Genomic DNA, 18,205 nt, shown 5'->3' on the forward strand with positions numbered 1-18,205 from the left:
TTGTCCTATCGGTGAGTCAACGGTGCACCGGAACCACCTCCGTCAGGGTGACGGTGGGCTGATGAGGGGGAACGGTCGCCATGGGCGTGCAGGACCAGTCGGCGCAGGCCAGAGACGCGCAGCGAGTGCTGGTCGGTCGTTACACGCTGGGCGACCGGCTCGGCCGGGGCGGCATGGGCACGGTCTGGCGGGCCCGGGACGAGATGCTGGACCGCGAGGTCGCGGTCAAGGAGCTGACGGTCAACCACCTCCCCGAGGAGGAGCTGGAGATTCTCCAGTCCCGGATGAAGCGCGAGGCCAGGGCCGCCGCGCGGATCAAGCACCCGGGCGTGATCACCATCCATGACGTGGTGGAGCAGGACGGCCGCCCGTGGATCGTGATGGAGCTGATCGACGGCCGTTCGCTGGCCGACGTGATCAGCCAGGACGGCACCCTGCTGCCCCGGGAGGCCGCCGAGGTCGGCGTCCAGGTGCTCGCCGCCCTGCACCGGGGCCACCAGCTGGGCGTGCTGCACCGGGACGTGAAGCCCGCCAACGTGCTGCTGGAGCACAACACCGGCCGGGTGGTGCTGCTGGACTTCGGCATCGCCACCTTCGAGGGCTCCGCCGAGCTGACCCGGCCCGGTGACCTGGTCGGCTCGCCCGACTACCTCGCCCCCGAGCGCGCCCAGGGCGAGCGTCCGGGGCCGGCCTCCGACCTGTGGGGCCTCGGCGCGACGCTGTACGCGGCCGTGGAGGGCCAGTCGCCGTTCCGCCGCACCTCGCCGATCACCACGCTGGCGGCGGTGGTCGGCGACCCGCTGCCGGAGCCGCGCCGGGCCGGGGCGCTCGGTCCCGTGCTGGCCGCGCTGATGGCCAAGGACCCGGAGGAGCGTCCCGGCGCCGACGAGGCCATGCGGATGCTGACCGAGGTGACCGCCGGGCACACCATCGACATCAAGCCGGCGCCGAAGGTCGAGCAGCGGATGCCGACCCAGAGCGTCCCGGTGGTGGACCGGCCGGAGGCGGAGGCACCGGCCGCCGAGGAGGCGCAGCCCGCCGCGCCGACCGTCGCCGCCGAGCCGATACCCGGGCCCGCGGCGGCCACCCCGGCCGGGCCGCCCGCCGCGGCGAAGCCCGCGCGGCGCAAGGGCCTGCGGATCGCGGTGGGCCTGGTGGTCGCCGCGGTGCTGGCCGGCGGCGCCGTGTACGCGGCGCCCAAGCTGCTGCACCACAACCCGACCGCGCAGGACCCGGGCCCCGCCGTGACCATCTCCGAGGCGCCCACCGCACCCGGCCCGGCGCCGAGCGGCTACAGCTGGGTGGACGATCCGGCGGGCTTCCGCTTCCCGGTGCCCAACGAGCGCCCGCCGTGGGTGCGTTCGACGGACAACCTCGGCCAGATCCTCTACAGCCCGGACGGCCGGATCCACTTCCTGCAGTTCGCGGTCACCGTCGGACAGCCGCTGACCCCGCGTGAGCACTTCCTCCAGATGGAGGAGGGCATCACCAAGACGCTGGGCAACTACCACCGCGAGAACCTGGCCGACACCAAGGTGAACGGTCACGAGGCCGCCTCCTGGGAGTTCACCTTCACCGCGACGGACGGCACGCGGCGGCACGCCAAGGAGGTGGAGTTCCGGGACGACAACGGCACCTCGTACGGCATCTACGTGTCCGCCCCGGACAAGGACTGGATCACCGCGCAGCGGCGGTTCACCACGGTGCTCAACAACTTCACCCCGCTGCGCTGACCGGCTTCGCCCCGCTGCAACGACCGGCCGGGACGGGAAAATCGCGTGTTACCGACGGGTACCGCACCGGCGGCCGAGCGCCTAGGCTGCGCCCATGACGGACATCACGGCAGACGGTCAGGCCCCCGTCCGGGGCGAGCTGCGCAATCCGGCGGCCGGCGGCGGCGCCCGTACGGTCGCCTCGGCCATCCCGGCGTCGCTGGTCGCCCGGCTGGTCCAGGGCGTCACCGCGACCGGTGAACCCGAGCTGGTGCACACCACCGCACCGCTCACCGGCGAGCGGCTCGCCACCCTGCCGGAGTCCACTCCGGCCGACGTCGAGGTGGCCTACCAGCTGGCCCGGCGCGCGCAGCGCAGCTGGGCCGCGCTGCCGGTCCGCCGCCGCGCCGCCGTGCTGCTGCGCTTCCACGACCTGCTGCTCAAGCGGCAGGACGAGGTGCTCGACCTGATCCAGGCCGAGACCGGCAAGGCCCGGCTGCACGCCTTCGAGGAGGTGCTGGCCGCCGCGATGGCCGCCCGGCACTACGGCCGCCAGGCCCCCGGCTACCTGCGCGACCGCCGCCGCTCCGGCGCCGTCCCGGTGCTCACCCACGCGGTGGAGTCCCGCCGGGCCAAGGGTGTGATCGGGCAGATCTCCCCCTGGAACTACCCGCTGGAGCTCTCCGTCGGCGACGCCCTGCCCGCCTTCGCGGCAGGCAACGCCGTGGTCAACAAGCCCGACACGCAGACCGCGCTGACCGCCCTGTGGGCCCGCGAGCTGCTGGTCGAGGCGGGTCTGCCCGCCGACCTCTGGCAGATCGTGATCGGCGACGGTCCGGTGATCGGCCCCGCCGTGGTCGAGCACGCCGACTACGTCTCCTTCACCGGCTCCACCCGGACCGGCCGCCAGGTCGCCCAGCAGGCCGCCGGCCGCCTGGTCGGCGCCTCGCTGGAACTCGGCGGCAAGAACGCCATGCTGGTGCTCGCCGACGCCGACCTCGACCGTGCCGCCGAGGGGGCCGTCCGCGCCTGCTTCTCCTCCGCGGGCCAGCTCTGCATCTCCATCGAACGCCTCTTCGTGCACCGCTCGGTGGCCGACGCCTTCCTGGACCGCTTCGTCGCCCGCACCGCGGCGCTGCGCCTGGGCGGCGGCCTGGCCTACGGGGCGGACATGGGCTCGCTGGTCTCGCAGCGGCAGCTGGAGACCGTCACCCGGCACGTCGAGGAGGCCGCCAAGGCCGGGGCCAGTGTGCTCACCGGCGGACGGCCCCGGCCCGACCTCGGCCCGCTCTTCTACGAGCCGACCATCCTGGACGGCGTCACCCCCGAGATGGCGGTCTGCGCCGAGGAGACCTTCGGGCCGGTCGTCTCGATCTACCGCTTCGACACCGAGGAGGAGGCCGTCACCGCCGCCAACGCCACCCCGTACGGCCTCAACTCCAGCGTCTGGACCGCCGACCCGCGCCGCGGCCGGGCCGTCGCCGCCCGGCTGCGCACCGGCACGGTCAACGTCAACGAGGCGTATGCGGCGGCGTACGGCTCGGTCGCCTCGCCGATGGGCGGGATGGGCGACTCCGGGCTCGGCCGCCGGCACGGCGCCGAGGGCATCCTGCGCTACACCGAGGCGCAGACCATAGCCACCCAGCGGCTGATGCCGCTCGCGCCGGCCTTCGGCCTGGACGACGAGCGCTTCGCGGCGCTCTTCACCACCGGACTCAAGGCGATGAAGGCGTTCCGGCTCAAGTAGCCGGCCGGGCCCGTCGGCTCGGGGACGGTCGGCTCCTGGGTGGTCAACTCCCTTTTGGTGCAAGGTGCTTCGAAGGAGTAGCGGCATGGCGGTCGAGGGTGCGCACGACTACGACGTGGTGGTGGTCGGCTCCGGTTTCGGCGGTTCGGTCGCGGCCCTGCGGCTGACCGAGAAGGGCTACCGGGTCGCCGTCCTGGAGGCCGGACGGCGGTTCGGCCCGGACGAGCTGCCCAGGACCTCCTGGGACGCCAGGAACTACCTCTGGGCGCCGGCCCTCGGCCTGTACGGCATCCAGCGGATCCACCTGCTGGCCAACGTCCTGGTGCTCGGCGGCGCCGGCGTCGGCGGCGGCTCGCTCAACTACGCCAACACCCTGTACGTCCCGCCGAAGCCGTTCTTCGAGGACCGGCAGTGGCGGGACATCACCGACTGGCAGGACGAGCTCGCCCCCTTCTACGACCAGGCGCAGCGGATGCTCGGGGTGCGCACCAACCCGACCGTGACCCCGTCCGACGTCCATCTCCGGGCCGCCGCCGAGAAGATGGGCGTCGGGCACACCTTCCACCTCGCGCCGGTCGGCGTCTTCTTCGGCGACGGCAAGGACGCGGACGGGGCCGCGAAGGCCGCCCCCGGCGAGGAGGCCGAGGACCCGTACTTCGGCGGGGCGGGCCCGCGCCGCAGGGCGTGCATCGAGTGCGGCGAGTGCATGACCGGCTGCCGCCACGGTGCCAAGAACACGCTCACCGAGAACTACCTGTTCCTCGCCGAACGCAACGGTGCCGAGATCCACCCGCTCACCACGGTGGAGCGGATCAGGCCGCTGGACGCGGGCGGCTTCGCCGTGGACGTCCGGCGGACCAACTCGCCCGCGCGGGACCGGGTCACCGCCGGGGCGAGGACGGTCACCGCCGCCGAGGTGGTGGTCGCCGCCGGGACGTACGGCACCCAGACGCTGCTGCACCGGATGCGTGACCGGGGCCACCTGCCGGCGATCTCCGCCCGGCTCGGCGAGCTCACCCGCACCAACTCCGAGGCGCTGGTGGGTGCTTCGACCACGGACCGGCGCTACGCCAAGGTGGCGTCCGCCCCCGGCCGGGACTCCGGGGCCGGGGGCCGGGTCGACTTCACCAAGGGGGTGGCCATCACCTCCTCGATCCACCCGGACGGGAACACCCACATCGAGCCCGTGCGGTACGGCAAGGGGTCCAACGCGATGGGGGCGCTGAGCATCCAGCAAGTGCCCGGCGCCGGGCGCGGACCGCGCTGGCTGCGCTTCGCCGTCACGGCGGCCAGGCATCCGCTGATCTTCGCGCAGTCGGTGAACCAGTACCGCTGGTCGGAGAAGACCATCATCGGGCTGGTGATGCAGTCACTGGACAACTCGCTGACCGTGTCACTGAAGAAGACCGGCCTGGGAAAGGGCAGGCTCACCTCCCGGCAGGGCCACGGGACGCCCAACCCGACCTGGATTCCCGCCGCGGAGGAAGGTGCCAAGGCGCTGGCCGAGTCCATCAACGGTTTCGCCGGCGGCACCGTCGGTGAGATCTTCGACATCCCGATGACCGCCCACTTCATCGGCGGCTGCCCGATCTCGGACCGTCCCGAGCACGGCGTCATCGACCCCTACCAGCGGCTCCACGGCTACCCCGGCATCAGCGTGGTGGACGGCTCGGCGATCTCCGCCAACCTCGGCGTCAACCCTTCGCTGACCATCACGGCCCAGGCCGAGCGGGCCATGTCAATGTGGCCGAACCGGGGCGAGGCCGACCCCAGGCCCGGGCAGGGCGAGGCCTACCGGCGGGTGGCGCCGGTGGCTCCGGTTCGCCCGGCGGTGCCGGCGGGGGCCTTCGGGGAGCTGCGGCTTCCGCTGCTGGCGGTGCCGGAGGTTCCGGCGCGGGTGACCAGGCAGGGCGGGTCTTAAGCTCGCCGCCAGTAGGTTGCACCACCGGGGGCGCGGGGAACGGCGCGATCAGTCCGCCGCCAAGGTGCATGGTTTCTCGCTCAGTTCCCCGTGTCCCTGGGTAGTGCAACGGGATCGAGTGCCTGGGTTTCCGCGGTGCGTGGTTTCTCGCGCAGTTCCCCGCGCCCCTGGTGGTGCAGCCTGAGCGGTTGCCGAAGGTTGCTCGGAGAGGGCAAAGGGCCCCGCGGGGGAACGGGGCCCTTTGTCGCTCAGCACGCGGCGTCAGGGCAGCACCGGTGCTGGGGTGACGGCGCCGGGGGAGGAGCGCCGTCCGGACGGTTGGCTGGTGGCTCGCGCCGGATGCTCGGGTCGGTTCATCCCTCACGGAGCGTGAGGTGACAACCGTTTTCTTCAAGCGCTCCGAGCGGCTGCCCGGCGCAGCGAGGGTGCGCTGTACGAGGGACCGGCCGACCCCCGCAACCAGCATCGTGGTGGACGGAGCCCTTACTGTGCAACCGATTCGACGCAGTTCGGCACAGTCCAATTTTCGGCGACCGGGCTGGCGTACCCTGTCCGCCGCACGGCGGGGCACCCCTCACGCCTTCCCGGGCGGGGGGTCAGGCCGACTACGGTCCGTAGTAGTGCCGGGCCGAGGGCGCACAGGCGTACGTCGGGGGCGGTTGGAGCGGGCGGTCGGCGCGGGCGGTGCCGACCTGGACGGTGCGGTGGCCGGGACCGGGCGTCCCAGGTCCCGGCCGCCGCACCTCCATTGGTCAGTCGTGACCGGAGGCTGTCCCCTGCCGGCCGGTCACTGCACCCGCGCACGGTCCCACGGCGGGCCGCGCCCGGTCTGGCCGGGGGCGGCGGCGCCACGCGTGCGGGTGGACTGAGGTGAGATCCACGCGTGGTTCGGTGCCCGTGCCGGGCGGCCCGAACCTGGGGGGTGCGAGGCGCTCGTACGGTCGTCCGGTGCAACGATTCGCCGCACCGCGGGGTCACGGGGCGGCGGGATGGCAACTGGGTGAAGCCACAGTCTTCCGGCCGCCCGGTAGACTCAAGTGCAGACACCCCCACCAGTCGCCACCACCCTGACCAGGGGCGTGCTGCGCGCTGTACCTCTCGATACCGCTGCCGGAAGGCCGTCCGTGTCCTCTGCTATCCCCGACAAGAACGCACACGAGCTCGACACCGTCCTGGTCGTCGACTTCGGTGCCCAGTACGCCCAGCTCATCGCCCGTCGGGTGCGTGAGGCGCGGGTCTACAGCGAGATCGTGCCGAGCACCATGCCGGTTGCAGAGATGCTCGCCAAGAACCCGAAGGCGATCATCCTCTCCGGTGGCCCGTCCTCGGTCTACGAGGAGGGCGCACCGCAGCTCGACCGCGCCATCTTCGAGGCCGGTGTGCCGGTCTTCGGGATGTGCTACGGCTTCCAGCTGATGGCCGTCACCCTCGGCGGCACGGTGGACAACACCGGTGCCCGCGAGTACGGCCGCACCCCGCTGGCGGTCTCCAAGCCCGGCTCCACCCTGTTCGAGGGCACCCCGGCGCAGCAGTCGGTCTGGATGTCGCACGGCGACGCCTGCTCGGCCGCCCCCGAGGGCTTCACCGTCACCGCGTCCACCGACGTGGTCCCGGTCGCCGCCTTCGAGAACGACGAGAAGAAGCTCTACGGCGTCCAGTACCACCCCGAGGTGCTGCACTCCGACCACGGCCAGCAGGTGCTGGAGCACTTCCTGTACCGCGGCGCCGGGATCGCCCCGACCTGGACCACCACCAACGTGGTCGACGAGCAGGTCGCGCTGATCCGCGAGCAGGTCGGCACCAAGCGCGCCATCTGCGGCCTCTCCGGCGGCGTGGACTCCGCCGTCGCCGCCGCGCTGGTCCAGAAGGCCATCGGCTCGCAGCTCACCTGCGTCTACGTCGACCACGGTCTGATGCGCAAGGGCGAGACCGAGCAGGTCGAGAAGGACTTCGTCGCCGCGACCGGTGTCCAGCTGAAGGTCGTGGACGCGCAGGAGCGCTTCCTGACCGCGCTCGCCGGGGTCAGCGACCCCGAGGAGAAGCGCAAGATCATCGGCCGGGAGTTCATCCGGGTCTTCGAGCAGGCCCAGGCGGAGATCATCGCCGAGGCCGGCGCCTCGGGCGAGCCGGTCGAGTTCCTGGTGCAGGGCACCCTCTACCCGGACGTGGTCGAGTCCGGTGGCGGCACCGGCACCGCGAACATCAAGTCGCACCACAACGTCGGCGGCCTGCCCGAGGACCTCGAGTTCCAGCTGGTCGAGCCGCTGCGCCAGCTGTTCAAGGACGAGGTCCGGATGGTCGGCCAGGAGCTCGGCCTGCCGGAGGAGATCGTCCAGCGCCAGCCCTTCCCGGGCCCGGGTCTGGGCATCCGGATCGTCGGCGAGGTCACCAAGGACCGCCTGGACCTGCTCCGCGAGGCCGACGCCATCGCCCGCGAGGAGCTGACCGCGGCCGGTCTGGACCGCGAGATCTGGCAGTGCCCGGTGGTCCTGCTCGCGGACGTCCGCAGCGTCGGCGTCCAGGGCGACGGCCGCACCTACGGCCACCCGATCGTGCTGCGCCCGGTCTCCTCCGAGGACGCCATGACGGCCGACTGGTCGCGTCTGCCCTACGACGTGCTGGCCCGGATCTCCACCCGGATCACCAACGAGGTCCCCGAGGTGAACCGCGTCGTGCTGGATTGCACCAGCAAGCCGCCGGGCACCATCGAGTGGGAGTAGTCTCCCCCGGTTCCGAACGGCCGCGCCGTCGCCTCCGTATCCACGGGAGCGGCGGCGCGGCCGTCTGCCGTTTGCACGGCAGACGGGAAAAGCCGTCCGAAACAGGGCAGAATCGGACCGGACCGGTCAGCAGTTGACAGGCAGTGAACGAAGGGGTCGGCATGGCGGCGGCGCACGACGGACAGGAACGGTCTGGCAGAGCCGAGCGGTTGGCAGAGCTGCGGGCGATGGCCACCCGGTACGCTCTGCTGCCGCTGCGGATCTTCCTCGGGCTCACCTTCGTCTACGCGGCCGTCGACAAGCTCGCCGACGCGCACTACCTGGCGGGCGTCGGTGACGTGGCCTCCTTCTACTCGCAGACCCGGGCGGTCAGGTCGTCCAGCCCGGTCGGCGTCCTGCTCGGCCCCGCCCTGCACGCGCCCACCTTCTTCGCCCTGCTCATCGCCTTCGGCGAGCTGGCGGTCGGGCTCGGCACGCTCTTCGGGCTCTGGGGCCGGCTGGCGGCGCTCGGCGGCGCGCTGATCAGCCTCGTCCTCGCCCTGACCGTCAGCTGGAACGTCACGCCGTACTACCTCGGCAACGACCTCGCCTACCTGCTGGCCTGGACCCCGTTGCTGCTGGCCGGGACGCCGTACCTGTCGATCGACGGCTACCTCATCCGGCGGGCCGAACGCGACCGGGAGCGCGGCCTGGTCGAGGGGCAGGTCCACCGGCGCTCCCTGATGGACGGCGGGATCGCGGCCGTCGCGCTCGGCGGGGGCGGACTGCTCGCCGGGTCGCTGACGGCCACCTTCGGGCGCCCGAAGAAGACCGCAGCGGCCATCCCGGGCACCACCCCGGCAGCGCCGGCACCCTCGCCGACCGCGGGCGGGAAGGCGTCGGTCGCCGTCTCGGCCGTGCCGGTCGGGGGATCGGCGCAGGTCGCGGACCCGTCGAGCGGTGACGCCGTCTACATCGTGCAGCCCAAGGAGGGCCAGTTCTGCGGCCTCTCCGCGGTCTGCACCCACTCCGGCTGCACCGTCAACGCCCCCAAGAGCGGACAGCTGTACTGCCCCTGCCACGGCTCGCGCTTCGACGCGGCGACCGGCGCGGTGATCAACGGACCGGCGACCAAGCCGCTGCCCAGGTACACCGTCACCAGGAACGGCGACCGGCTGGACCTCGGGCCCGCCCAGAGCTGAACCGCCCCTCGGGACGGGCCCGAGGTGTCACCGGTCCGGGGAGTCCGTACGGCCGCGGCGGGACATCGCGGTGACCGCGCCGGCCAGGCCCGCCACACCGAGGACGATGAAGGTCACCGGGATGACGATCCGTCCGTCGACCGAGCGGTCGTTGAGCGAGGCCACCAGATAGAGGCCCGCGATCACGGTGAACAGTGCTCCCGCGATCAGCGAGAAGGGGTCGAGTCGGTGCTTCCTCATGCCTGCTCCACCTGAATGTCTCCGAGTCCGACCTTCACCGTCAGGTCCAGCGTCCCCTTGGACGCCTGGCCGTTGGACGGGTGGATCGCGAACTCCCGGTTGTTGCCGACGCCGGAGGCGGCCTCGCCGTTCGGGGTCTGGATGTTGCCCGCGACGTTGCGCACGGTCAGCCGCACCTCCACGTCGGACGGGACGGTCACGCGCAGGTCGCCCGCGCCCACCCGGACGGTGGTGCCGAGCGTGCCGCCCGCCGGGTCGAGCCCGCTCAGGTCGAGCTGGGCGTCACCGGCTCCCAGGGAGTAGTCGTCCCGCAGCTCGGACACCGAGGTCGGGGCCCAGGTGCGGTTGCCGAAGGCCGAGTCGAGGGTGACCTGCGAACCGGAGAGCCCGGCCAGCAGGACGGTGAGCGCCAGTGCGGGGACGAGCAGCCCGCGCGCCCGGCCGAACTTCGCCGCGACCAGCATCGCCACGCCCAGGCCCAGCAGCGCCGCCGCCAGCACGGTGGAGATCCGCACCGCGGTTCCGTCGGCGTAGGGGATCGCCCAGGCCAGTGCACCCGCGCCGATCGCGAGCAGCAGCCCCAGCGGGCCGACGAAGGAGCGGTGCCGCTTCGGCCGGGCCGCCGTCGCCGCCGCGTCCGCCGAAGCGCCGGCCGCCGTACCGGGCTTGCGCAGCGGATCGCCCTCCGGCAGATCGGCGCGCTGCCACCACGCCTGCGCGGGCGCGCCGGGTGCCAGGGGCGCCCCGGGCAGGGGCTGGTTCTCCGCGTACGGGTTGCGCTCCGGGTGACGCGGGTCCCACAGGTAGCCCGACGGGCCGGGGGGCGGGGTGTCCGCCGGCACGGCACCGGCGGCGCGGGCCTCGGCGTGCTGCTCGTGCGCCGCCCGGAGACTCTCGTCGGTCGGGGTGCGGTCCTCGGGGCCGTCGGCCGGCCGGCTCTCCTTGGACAGGTTGATCCGCAGCCGGCCGTCCCACTCGGCCTTGCGGTCGTCCCAGCCAGCCTTCTGCTCGTCCCAGTGGGCCTTGTAGGCGTCCCAGCTGGCCCGGTAGCCGTCCCAGTCGCCCTTGTGCTGCTGCCAGCCGGTCCGCAGATCCCGGGCGACCTGCTCCCCCCAGGCCGACCAGTCGCGGTGTCCGTCCGGCGGGCCCACCAGGCGGTCGTACGGACCGTGCGGGTGGTCGTGCCCGCCCCCCTTGGCGCGGCGGCGCCGCTCGGGGTCGTAGCGGACCGCCATGAAGATCATTCCGCCCAGCAGCAGGAACGGGAACATCTGCCCGCCGTCGCCCATCGAGGAGAAGAACACCCCGGTGCCGATCACGGTCAGCAGCACCGCGCCGATCGACTGCCCGTCCACCCGGCCGGTCAGCACCCGCTGCAGCTCGGTCCGGCCGGGCTTCCCCTCGACCGGCTCCCTCGGCACGATCAGCCAGGCCAGCCCGTACAGGAAGAGCCCGAGCCCGCCGGAGAGGCAGAGCACCGCGATGACCACCCGGAAGACCACCGGGTCGATGTCCAGGTGCCGGCCGAGCCCTCCGCACACGCCGGCCACCACGCGGTGGCTGTCGCTGCGGGTCAGCGGGGGCCGCTGCTCCGGTCGGGGGGCGGCGGTGTCCTGTGCCGCGGTGCTCTGCTCGTCCGTCATGCCCTCCATCCTCCCGGCCGCAGCAGCCGAGCCCAACCGGGAACGGCCCGGTGCGGACCCTGATCTCTCCCTGAGACGCAGCTCGGGGACGTACCCTGATGCGCGCGGACGCGCAAACGTGTGACCATCGGTGGCGTGGCAGCACCCGGTACCGACCCCAAGCCCCTCGTCCCTGACGGCCCGTCATCGGCGGGGCCCGATCCGACCGCACACGACCCGCAGCGCCCGCCGTTCCGCAAGCTGTACCGCAGCCCGAACGGGCGGATGCTCGGCGGTGTCGCCCACGGGCTCGCGGTGCACCTGGGACTGCCGGTCGTCTGGGTCAGGGCCGCGTTCGTCCTGCTGTTCTTCGCCCAGGGCATAGGCGGGCTGCTCTACGCGGCGTTCTGGTTCGTGGTGCCGATCGGGATCGGCGAGCCCGCGCGGGGCGGCACCCAGTGGGTCTACCGCAACGGCACCTTCGTCCCAGCCGAGGGCGGCTTCGGCGAACTCCGCAAGGGCGGCCCGCACCGGCTCGGCCGCCTGCGCGAGCTGCTCCAGCGCACCTTCCACGGCGAACCCGCCGAGGCCGGCACCGCGCCGGCCGAAGCGCCGGCCCTCACGGCGGAGAGCACCCGGGGCGGCCTGGGGCAGCTGTTCGCCCTGCTGCTGCTGGTGGTCGGCATCATGGCGCTGCTCAGCGCGCTGCACATCCAGACCGCCAAGCCGTACGTCTGGCCGCTGCTCACCGTCGGCGTCGGCGTCGCCCTGGTCTGGCGGCAGGCCGACGACTCGCGCTGGCAGCGCTGGTTCGGCCTGGAGGGCACCAAGCGACGGGCCGCGTACACCCGGGTCGGTGCCGGTGTGCTGCTGGTGGTGGTCGGCATCGTCGGCTTCCTGCTCCTGCAGGACAGCGACTCCACCCTGTCCGCCGTGATCGAGGCCTCGGTCGCCGTACTGGCCGGCGTGCTGGTGCTGGTCGGCCCGTACGTGCTGCGGATGTGGCAGGACCTCGGCGCCGAGCGGACCGCGCGGATCCGGGCCCAGGAGCGGGCCGAGATCGCCGCCCACATCCACGACTCCGTCCTGCACGCCCTGACGCTCATTCAGCGCCGCGCCGAGGACCCCAAGGAGGTGCTGCGCCTCGCCCGCGCCCAGGAGCGCGAACTGCGCCTGTGGCTCTACCGTCCGGAGGCCGCCGCCGAGGCCGCTCCCGACACCCTGGCCGAGCGGATCCGCGAGGTCGTCGCCGAGGTCGAGGACCGGCACGGCGTGGCCGTGGAGCTGGTCTGCGTCGGCGACTGCCCGATGGACGACCGGATCGCGGCACAGATGCAGGCCGCGAGGGAGGCAATGGTCAACGCGGCCAAGTACGGTGGCGGGGGACCGGTCCAGGTGTACGCAGAGGTGGAGGGGAGGACGGTGTCGGTGTTCGTGCGCGACCACGGCCCCGGCTTCGACCCGGACACCGTGCCCGAGGACCGGATGGGCGTACGGGAGTCGATCATCGGCCGGATGAAGCGCAACGGCGGCACCGCACGGGTGCGGCCCGCGCCGGACGGCGGTACCGAGGTCGAGCTGGAGATGGAGAGAGCTGATGACTGACGCTGCACCGGAGCGGGTGGCGCGGGTCGTCCTGGTGGACGACCACCGGATGTTCCGCACGGGGGTCCGGGCCGAGATCGGCCGGACCGAGATCACCGGCATCGACGTGGTCGGCGAGGCGGACGACGTCGAGTCGGCCGTGCAGGTCGTCGCCGAGCAGCGGCCGGACGTGGTGCTGCTCGACGTCCACCTGCCCGGCGGCGGCGGTGTGGAGGTGCTGCGCCGCTCGGCCCCGCTGATGGGCGACCCGGGCGGGGTGCGCTTCCTGGCCCTGTCGGTCTCGGACGCCGCCGAGGACGTGATCGGCGTGATCCGCGGCGGCGCGCGCGGGTACGTCACCAAGACCATCACCGGCACCGACCTGGTCAACGCGGTCTTCCGGATCGCCGACGGCGACGCGGTCTTCTCGCCGCGCCTGGCCGGTTTCGTCCTGGACGCCTTCGCCGCCACCGACACCCCGCCGGTGGACGAGGACCTCGACCGTCTCACCCAGCGCGAGCGCGAGGTGCTGCGGCTGATCGCGCGCGGCTACGCGTACAAGGAGATCGCCAAGCAGCTGTTCATCTCGGTCAAGACCGTGGAGAGCCACGTCTCGGCGGTGCTGCGCAAGCTCCAGCTGAGCAACCGTCACGAGCTGACCCGCTGGGCCACGGCACGCCGACTGGTCTGACGCACGGCAACGGCGAGTCCCCCGACGCGAGCGGTTCCGCGGCGGGGGACTCGCCGTTGCCGGGGCGGCCCGGGGGCGGTGACAGGGGTGGGGCCGCGCAGCCGCTCGGCGCGCCGGTCATCCGTGACGACCAGGGGCTCACGACCCAGGAGGCGGCGGCCATGAGGCTGCTGGCAGAGGGCCACACCGATGACGCGATCGGCAAGCGGCTCGGTGTCTCGCCGCGGACGGCGCGCCGGATCGCCACCGACCTGATGGAACGGCTGGGCGCCCGCAGCCGGTTCGAGGCGGGCGTGCGGGCGGTCCGGCAGGGGTGGCTGCCGCACCGGCCGTGACGGCCGGCGCGGCGAGGGGTCAGGCCGGGGACTCGGCGGCGGGCGGGTTCTCGGGGTGCCGGGCGGATCGGGTGTTCAGGGTTTTCAGGAGGCGGCGGCCCAGGTTCTGCCCCGGCAGTTCGACCAGGCGGTAGGTCAGGTGGCTGAACAGCAGGACGGCCGCCAGGAAGATCAGTGCGGGGACGAACTTGCCCGGGCCGTGGTGCGGGAAGGCGTCGCCGGGGATCAGCCAGGTGACCGCGTGCAGGACCGGGATGTGCACCACGTACACCGAGTAGCTGATCGCGCCGAGCCAGGTCAGCACGCGTGGGAAGCGGCGGTTGCGCAGCAGCATGCCGAGGCCGAAGGTGGCCCAGGCGGCGGCGTAGGGGAGCGAGAAGCCCACCCAGCTGGAGGTCCAGGTGCGGTAGAAGGCGTCGCCGTGGTTGTACAGGAAGCCGACCAGGACGCCTGACACCAGGACGAAGCCGCAGCACAGCAGGCCCTGCAGGCGGTCGAGTTGGCCGCGCTCGATGCGGTGGATCGCGGTGCCGGCGAACATCGTCGCCAGGATCGTCATCGACTCGAAGAAGGTCGACCTGGCGTTGAGGAACAGCAGCACCGCCCCGAGCCCGCCCAGTACCAGGGAGCCGAGCCGGACCAGCGCGGTCCGTCCGGTGAGGATGCAGGCCAGGCCCATCGCCATCACGACGGTGGCGCCGACGATCAGGTTGCGGGTCGACTCCCGGTCGACCGTGATCATGGCGGGGGTGACCGCGGCGCCCAGCAGCAGGGCCAGCCCGGCGAAGCCTATGGCGATCGGGCTGCTGAGCCGGTGCCGGCCCTGGACGAAGAGCGCGCCGACGAAGAAGTAGAAGACCATCTCGTAGCAGAGCGTCCACATCGCGCCCAGTGCGCTCGGCACGTTCAGCATCTCGTGCAGCAGCAGGACGTTGGCGAGCGAGGAGCGCAGCGGGTGGTCCACCACGACGTCGGGCACGGCGGAGTGCGCGCGCGGCAGGATCAGCAGTGCGGCCGTGATGACCACGATGAGCAGTGGATAGATCCGGAAGATCCGGCCGATCCAGAAGCCCCGGACATCGCCGCGCCGTTCCAGTGAGGCGGGGACAATGTAACCGCTGACCAGGAAGAACAGCATGACGGCGTATATACCGAGATCAAACTCCCGGTTAATTGTTCCCCCGTAAGGGAGCAGGCGGATCAACCCGAAATGGTGTACGGCGACCAGCAGGGCTGCCACACCTCTGAGTGCATCCAACCAGCCCATGCGCAGGGCCGGTTGGTCTGTCGGCGGCTTGGCGGCGCCGCCGATGGGTTTGGCAGGCTGCTGTTCGATTACGGTCACGGTTCGGAGGCTAGCCCAAGCCGTCGCATCAGTACACCGATTGCCTGTTCGCTTGGCGCCGGGCACAATCCTTGATCGTCGGGCGGGTGAACGGCTCGATTTCTTCCGGGGCCATAATGGGTGCGCCCTCGCGTATGCGGACGGATTCGGAGTGCGCCGCGCGAAGACCCGATCCCAGCCCGCCCGTTACCGGCCCGAACGACGGAGCACGATGTCAGACACCTCGGTCGAAGGCGGGGCGCGCACACCGGTGGCGGTGGCCGCTCCGGGCGCGCCGCGCCAGGCCCCGCCGGGCCCCGGCCGCCGCCGTCCGCTCGGCCCCTCGCTCGACCGGCTGGGTGCCGCGGCCCGCTACGCGGCGCCCGCCCTGCTCGGCTACGCGGCGGTCAGGGCGGTGGGGCTGGCGCTGCTGGCGCTGTGGGACGTCAAGCACGGCACCGACAGCCTGCACCGGCTGAGCACGATGTGGGACGCGTACTGGTACCAGGACATCGCCGTGCACGGCTACGCGGGCTCCAAGCCCGTCCCCGGACCGTACGGCCCCTACCAGGCGTACGCGTTCTTCCCGGTCTACCCGATGCTGGTCAAGCTGGCCTGGTGGCTGCTGCCGCTGCCGGTCAACTACGCCGCACTGCTGGTGGCCTGGGCCGGCGCGGTGCTCGCGGCCTGGGGGATCTTCGCGGTGGCCGCCCGGCTGTACGGCCGGCGGACGGGTGTGATCGCGGCCGTTCTGTGGGGGGTGACCCCGTACGCCGTGGTGGAGAACATGGCGTACTCCGAGCTGGTGTTCACCGCCTTCGCGGCCTGGTCGATGTACGCGGCGGTGACGCACCGCTGGCTCTGGGCCGGGACGCTCAGCACGCTGGCCGGGCTGACCAGGCCGACCGGCGTGGCCGTCGCGGCGGCGGTCGGCCTCGGGGCGCTCGGCACGCTCGCGGCGCACTGGTGGCACTACCGCCGGTCCCGCGCGGGGCGGACCGGGTCCGCCGGGTCGATGGGCGCCGCCGGGTTCGGATGGTGGCGGCCGGTGCTCGGGGCGGCGATCGCGCCGCTCGGCTTCGTCGGCTTCGTCGGCTGGGTGGGGGTGCAGAAGGGCAGCTGGGACGGGTACTTCAAGGTCCAGGAGGCCTGGCAGTCCCAGTTCGACTTCGGCCGCTCCACCTACCGGGTGCTCCGCTCCATGCTGGTGAACGCCGGGCCGGTCTGGCTGACCGACACGGTGGTGGCCGGGACGCTCGCGGCGTCGGTGCTGCTCTTCGCGGTCTGCGTCCTGCAGCGGCAGCCGCTGACCCTGCTGGTGTTCAGCGCGATGATGCTGCTGCTGGCGCTCGGCGACGCGGCGTACTTCAACTCCCGGGCCCGCTTCCTGCTTCCGGCCTTCGCCCTGCTGCTGCCGCTGGCGGCCGGACTGGCCAGGCTGCGGACCAGGGGGGCGGCGGCGGCCGTCCTCGGCTTCGCCGCGCTCTGCTCCGCCGCCTACGGCGGCTATGTCGTCTTCGTCTACACCAACTCGCCGTGATGGACTCGCGGTTGATGCGCATGCTGATGAGAGCCACAGTGAGGGGGAGCCTGCGATGACCGCGAGCGCGACGGGGACCGTACCGATAGCCGGGCGGGCGCCCAGCCATGCGCTGGGCGCCCGCCGTCCGGCCGTCGGTCGCTTCCACTGGCTCGGCTGCGCCCTGCTCACCCTGGCGATCGGGGTCTACGGCAGTTGGCGTCCGGTCCTGTGGCGCGACGAACTGGTCACCCTGGACGCCGCCCACCGGAGTACCGGCCGGCTGTTCGACCTGCTCGGCCACGTCGACGCGGTCACCGGCGCCTACTACCTGCTGATGCACTACTGGATCGCGCTGTTCGGCGACTCGCTGACCGCCGTGCGACTGCCCTCGGCGCTGGCGATGGCCGGTGCGGCGGCGTTCGTCGCGCTGACCGGCGAGCGGCTGTTCGGGCGGCGTGCCGGGATGGTGGCCGGTTCGCTGTTCGCACTGGTGCCGTCCGTCTCCCGGTACGCCCAGGAGATGCGCGGGTACGCCGTCGTGGTGCTCGCGGTGTCGGCGGCGACCTGGCTGCTGCTGCGCGCGCTGGAGCGGCCCCGGCCGCTGCGCTGGGCGGCGTACGGCGGCACGGTGACGGTCGCCGGGATGTTCCACATGATCTCGCTGGTCTTCCTGGCCGCGCACGGGCTGGTCGTGCTCGGCCGCTGGTGGCAGCAGCGGCGGCATCCCGCGCTGGTGGGCTTCGTGCTCTCGGCGGGGGCCGGACTGCTGCCGGTGGTGCCGCTCGCGCTGCTGGGCCGCCGGCAGGTCGGGCGGCAGCTGGGGTGGCTGGGCTCGCCCGACCTGCAGTACGTGGTCGACTTCTTCTGGCGCTCGCTGTTCGGGTCCGCCGCGGTGAGCCTGCTGATGCTGGCCCTCGCCGTGCTGCCGCTGGCCTGGCCAGCCGGACGGCGGTACGCGGTCGAGATCGGGCTGATGGCGGTGCTGCCGATCGTGCTGATCTGGCTGATATCGCAGGGCTCGACCGCGTACTTCCTGGACCGCTATCTGCTGTTCACCCTGCCGGCCTGGGCCGTCCTGGCCGGAGCCGGACTGACCGCGCTGCGGCCGCGGTGGCTGGCACCGCTCGGGCTGGTGGTGGTCCTGCTGGCCGGGGCGCACGACCAGCTCGACAGCCGCCGGCAGTTCGCGCGGGAGAACTGGGACGCCGAGTCGGCCGCCAAGGTGATCGCCGACGGCTACCGGCCGGGCGACGGCATCGTGGCGCTGCGGGGCAGCTCGCTCGCGTACCTCCAGGTGGACACCGCGCTGCACTACTACCTGCCGGACCGGGTCAAGCTGAACGACGTCCTGGTGGCACGCAGCGCGGAGGCCGTCGGCGACATCTACCCGCAGCTGTGCACGGACCCCGTCCCCTGCATCGGCGACACCTCCCGGGTGTGGGTGGTCGCCACCGGCTCCTCGGTGGACAAGCCGCTGGAGGAGTACGACCCGCCACAGGCCGAGGCGCTGACCAGGCTCTTCCCCAAGCGCACGGTGACGGCTGTGCCGGGGATGGTCGTGACGCTGCTGGAGCGGTGACCCACGGGCCGGACGGCCGGCCCGGTC

Annotated in this window: 13 protein-coding genes; 10 read left to right on the top strand and 3 right to left on the bottom strand. The window is 72.7% G+C overall.

Annotated features, from left to right (window positions below; genetic code table 11):
- The first annotated feature begins 80 nt into the window (after positions 1–80).
- The 5 genes from UK12_RS08475 to UK12_RS37255 all read left to right on the top strand — a co-directional run bounded on the left by UK12_RS08475 (position 81) and on the right by UK12_RS37255 (position 9,281).
- A complete protein-coding gene (locus tag UK12_RS08475; RefSeq protein ID WP_045301348.1) occupies positions 81–1,733 on the top strand; it encodes a serine/threonine-protein kinase in 1,653 nt (550 codons plus the stop codon).
- A 94-nt stretch (positions 1,734–1,827) separates the two neighbouring features.
- Positions 1,828–3,459 (top strand): succinic semialdehyde dehydrogenase, encoded by a 1,632-nt coding sequence (locus tag UK12_RS08480; RefSeq protein ID WP_045301350.1) that lies wholly within the window; start codon positions 1,828–1,830, stop codon positions 3,457–3,459.
- 85 nt (positions 3,460–3,544) lie between these two features.
- Entirely contained in the window at positions 3,545–5,380 is a 1,836-nt protein-coding gene (locus tag UK12_RS08485) for a GMC family oxidoreductase N-terminal domain-containing protein (protein WP_045301352.1), read from the top strand.
- 1,124 nt (positions 5,381–6,504) lie between these two features.
- Entirely contained in the window at positions 6,505–8,100 is a 1,596-nt protein-coding gene (guaA, locus tag UK12_RS08490) for a glutamine-hydrolyzing GMP synthase (protein WP_045301355.1), read from the top strand.
- Positions 8,101–8,309: 209 nt separating this feature from the next.
- The gene (locus tag UK12_RS37255) at positions 8,310–9,281 is read left to right on the top strand and encodes a Rieske 2Fe-2S domain-containing protein (RefSeq protein WP_063838226.1); all 972 of its coding nucleotides are present in this window, start codon (positions 8,310–8,312) and stop codon (positions 9,279–9,281) included.
- Between the two features lie 27 nt (positions 9,282–9,308).
- Here UK12_RS37255 and UK12_RS08500 read toward each other — a convergent pair whose 3' ends face one another.
- Positions 9,309–9,521 carry a hypothetical protein gene (locus tag UK12_RS08500; protein ID WP_045301357.1) on the bottom strand — a complete coding sequence of 71 codons (213 nt, stop codon included), beginning with the start codon at positions 9,519–9,521 and terminating at the stop codon, positions 9,309–9,311.
- Positions 9,518–11,164: a PspC domain-containing protein gene (locus UK12_RS44315; RefSeq protein ID WP_052681716.1), complete on the bottom strand. Its 1,647-nt coding sequence runs from the start codon at positions 11,162–11,164 to the stop codon at positions 9,518–9,520. The genes UK12_RS08500 and UK12_RS44315 overlap by 4 nt, the downstream gene beginning before the upstream one ends.
- 135 nt (positions 11,165–11,299) lie before the next feature.
- Between UK12_RS44315 and UK12_RS08510 the strand changes: the two genes are divergently transcribed.
- Genes UK12_RS08510 through UK12_RS44320 form a run of 3 tightly spaced genes read left to right on the top strand, consistent with a single transcriptional unit; the run spans position 11,300 to position 13,753 of the window.
- Positions 11,300–12,748: an ATP-binding protein gene (locus UK12_RS08510; protein WP_045301420.1), complete on the top strand. Its 1,449-nt coding sequence runs from the start codon at positions 11,300–11,302 to the stop codon at positions 12,746–12,748.
- A complete protein-coding gene (locus UK12_RS08515) occupies positions 12,741–13,418 on the top strand; it encodes a LuxR C-terminal-related transcriptional regulator (RefSeq protein ID WP_045301359.1) in 678 nt (225 codons plus the stop codon). The genes UK12_RS08510 and UK12_RS08515 overlap by 8 nt, the downstream gene beginning before the upstream one ends.
- 56 nt (positions 13,419–13,474) lie before the next feature.
- Complete coding sequence (locus UK12_RS44320) at positions 13,475–13,753, top strand: helix-turn-helix domain-containing protein (protein ID WP_269432000.1); 279 nt, start codon at positions 13,475–13,477, stop codon at positions 13,751–13,753.
- Between the two features lie 19 nt (positions 13,754–13,772).
- Here the strand turns inward: UK12_RS44320 and UK12_RS08520 are convergent, their stop codons facing one another.
- A complete protein-coding gene (locus UK12_RS08520; RefSeq protein WP_082119434.1) occupies positions 13,773–15,098 on the bottom strand; it encodes an acyltransferase family protein in 1,326 nt (441 codons plus the stop codon).
- 211 nt (positions 15,099–15,309) lie between these two features.
- On the opposite strand from UK12_RS08520, the gene UK12_RS08525 reads away from it, so the two are divergent.
- Both UK12_RS08525 and UK12_RS08530 read left to right on the top strand, forming a co-directional pair.
- Complete coding sequence (locus UK12_RS08525) at positions 15,310–16,617, top strand: hypothetical protein (protein ID WP_045301361.1); 1,308 nt, start codon at positions 15,310–15,312, stop codon at positions 16,615–16,617.
- Positions 16,618–16,672: 55 nt separating this feature from the next.
- The gene (locus tag UK12_RS08530; RefSeq protein ID WP_052681718.1) at positions 16,673–18,178 is read left to right on the top strand and encodes a glycosyltransferase family 39 protein; all 1,506 of its coding nucleotides are present in this window, start codon (positions 16,673–16,675) and stop codon (positions 18,176–18,178) included.
- Positions 18,179–18,205: the final 27 nt, after the last annotated feature.

Origin of the sequence: Saccharothrix sp. ST-888 (assembly GCF_000955975.1) — a bacterium.
In the GTDB taxonomy this organism is placed as follows: Bacteria; Actinomycetota; Actinomycetes; order Streptomycetales; family Streptomycetaceae; genus Kitasatospora.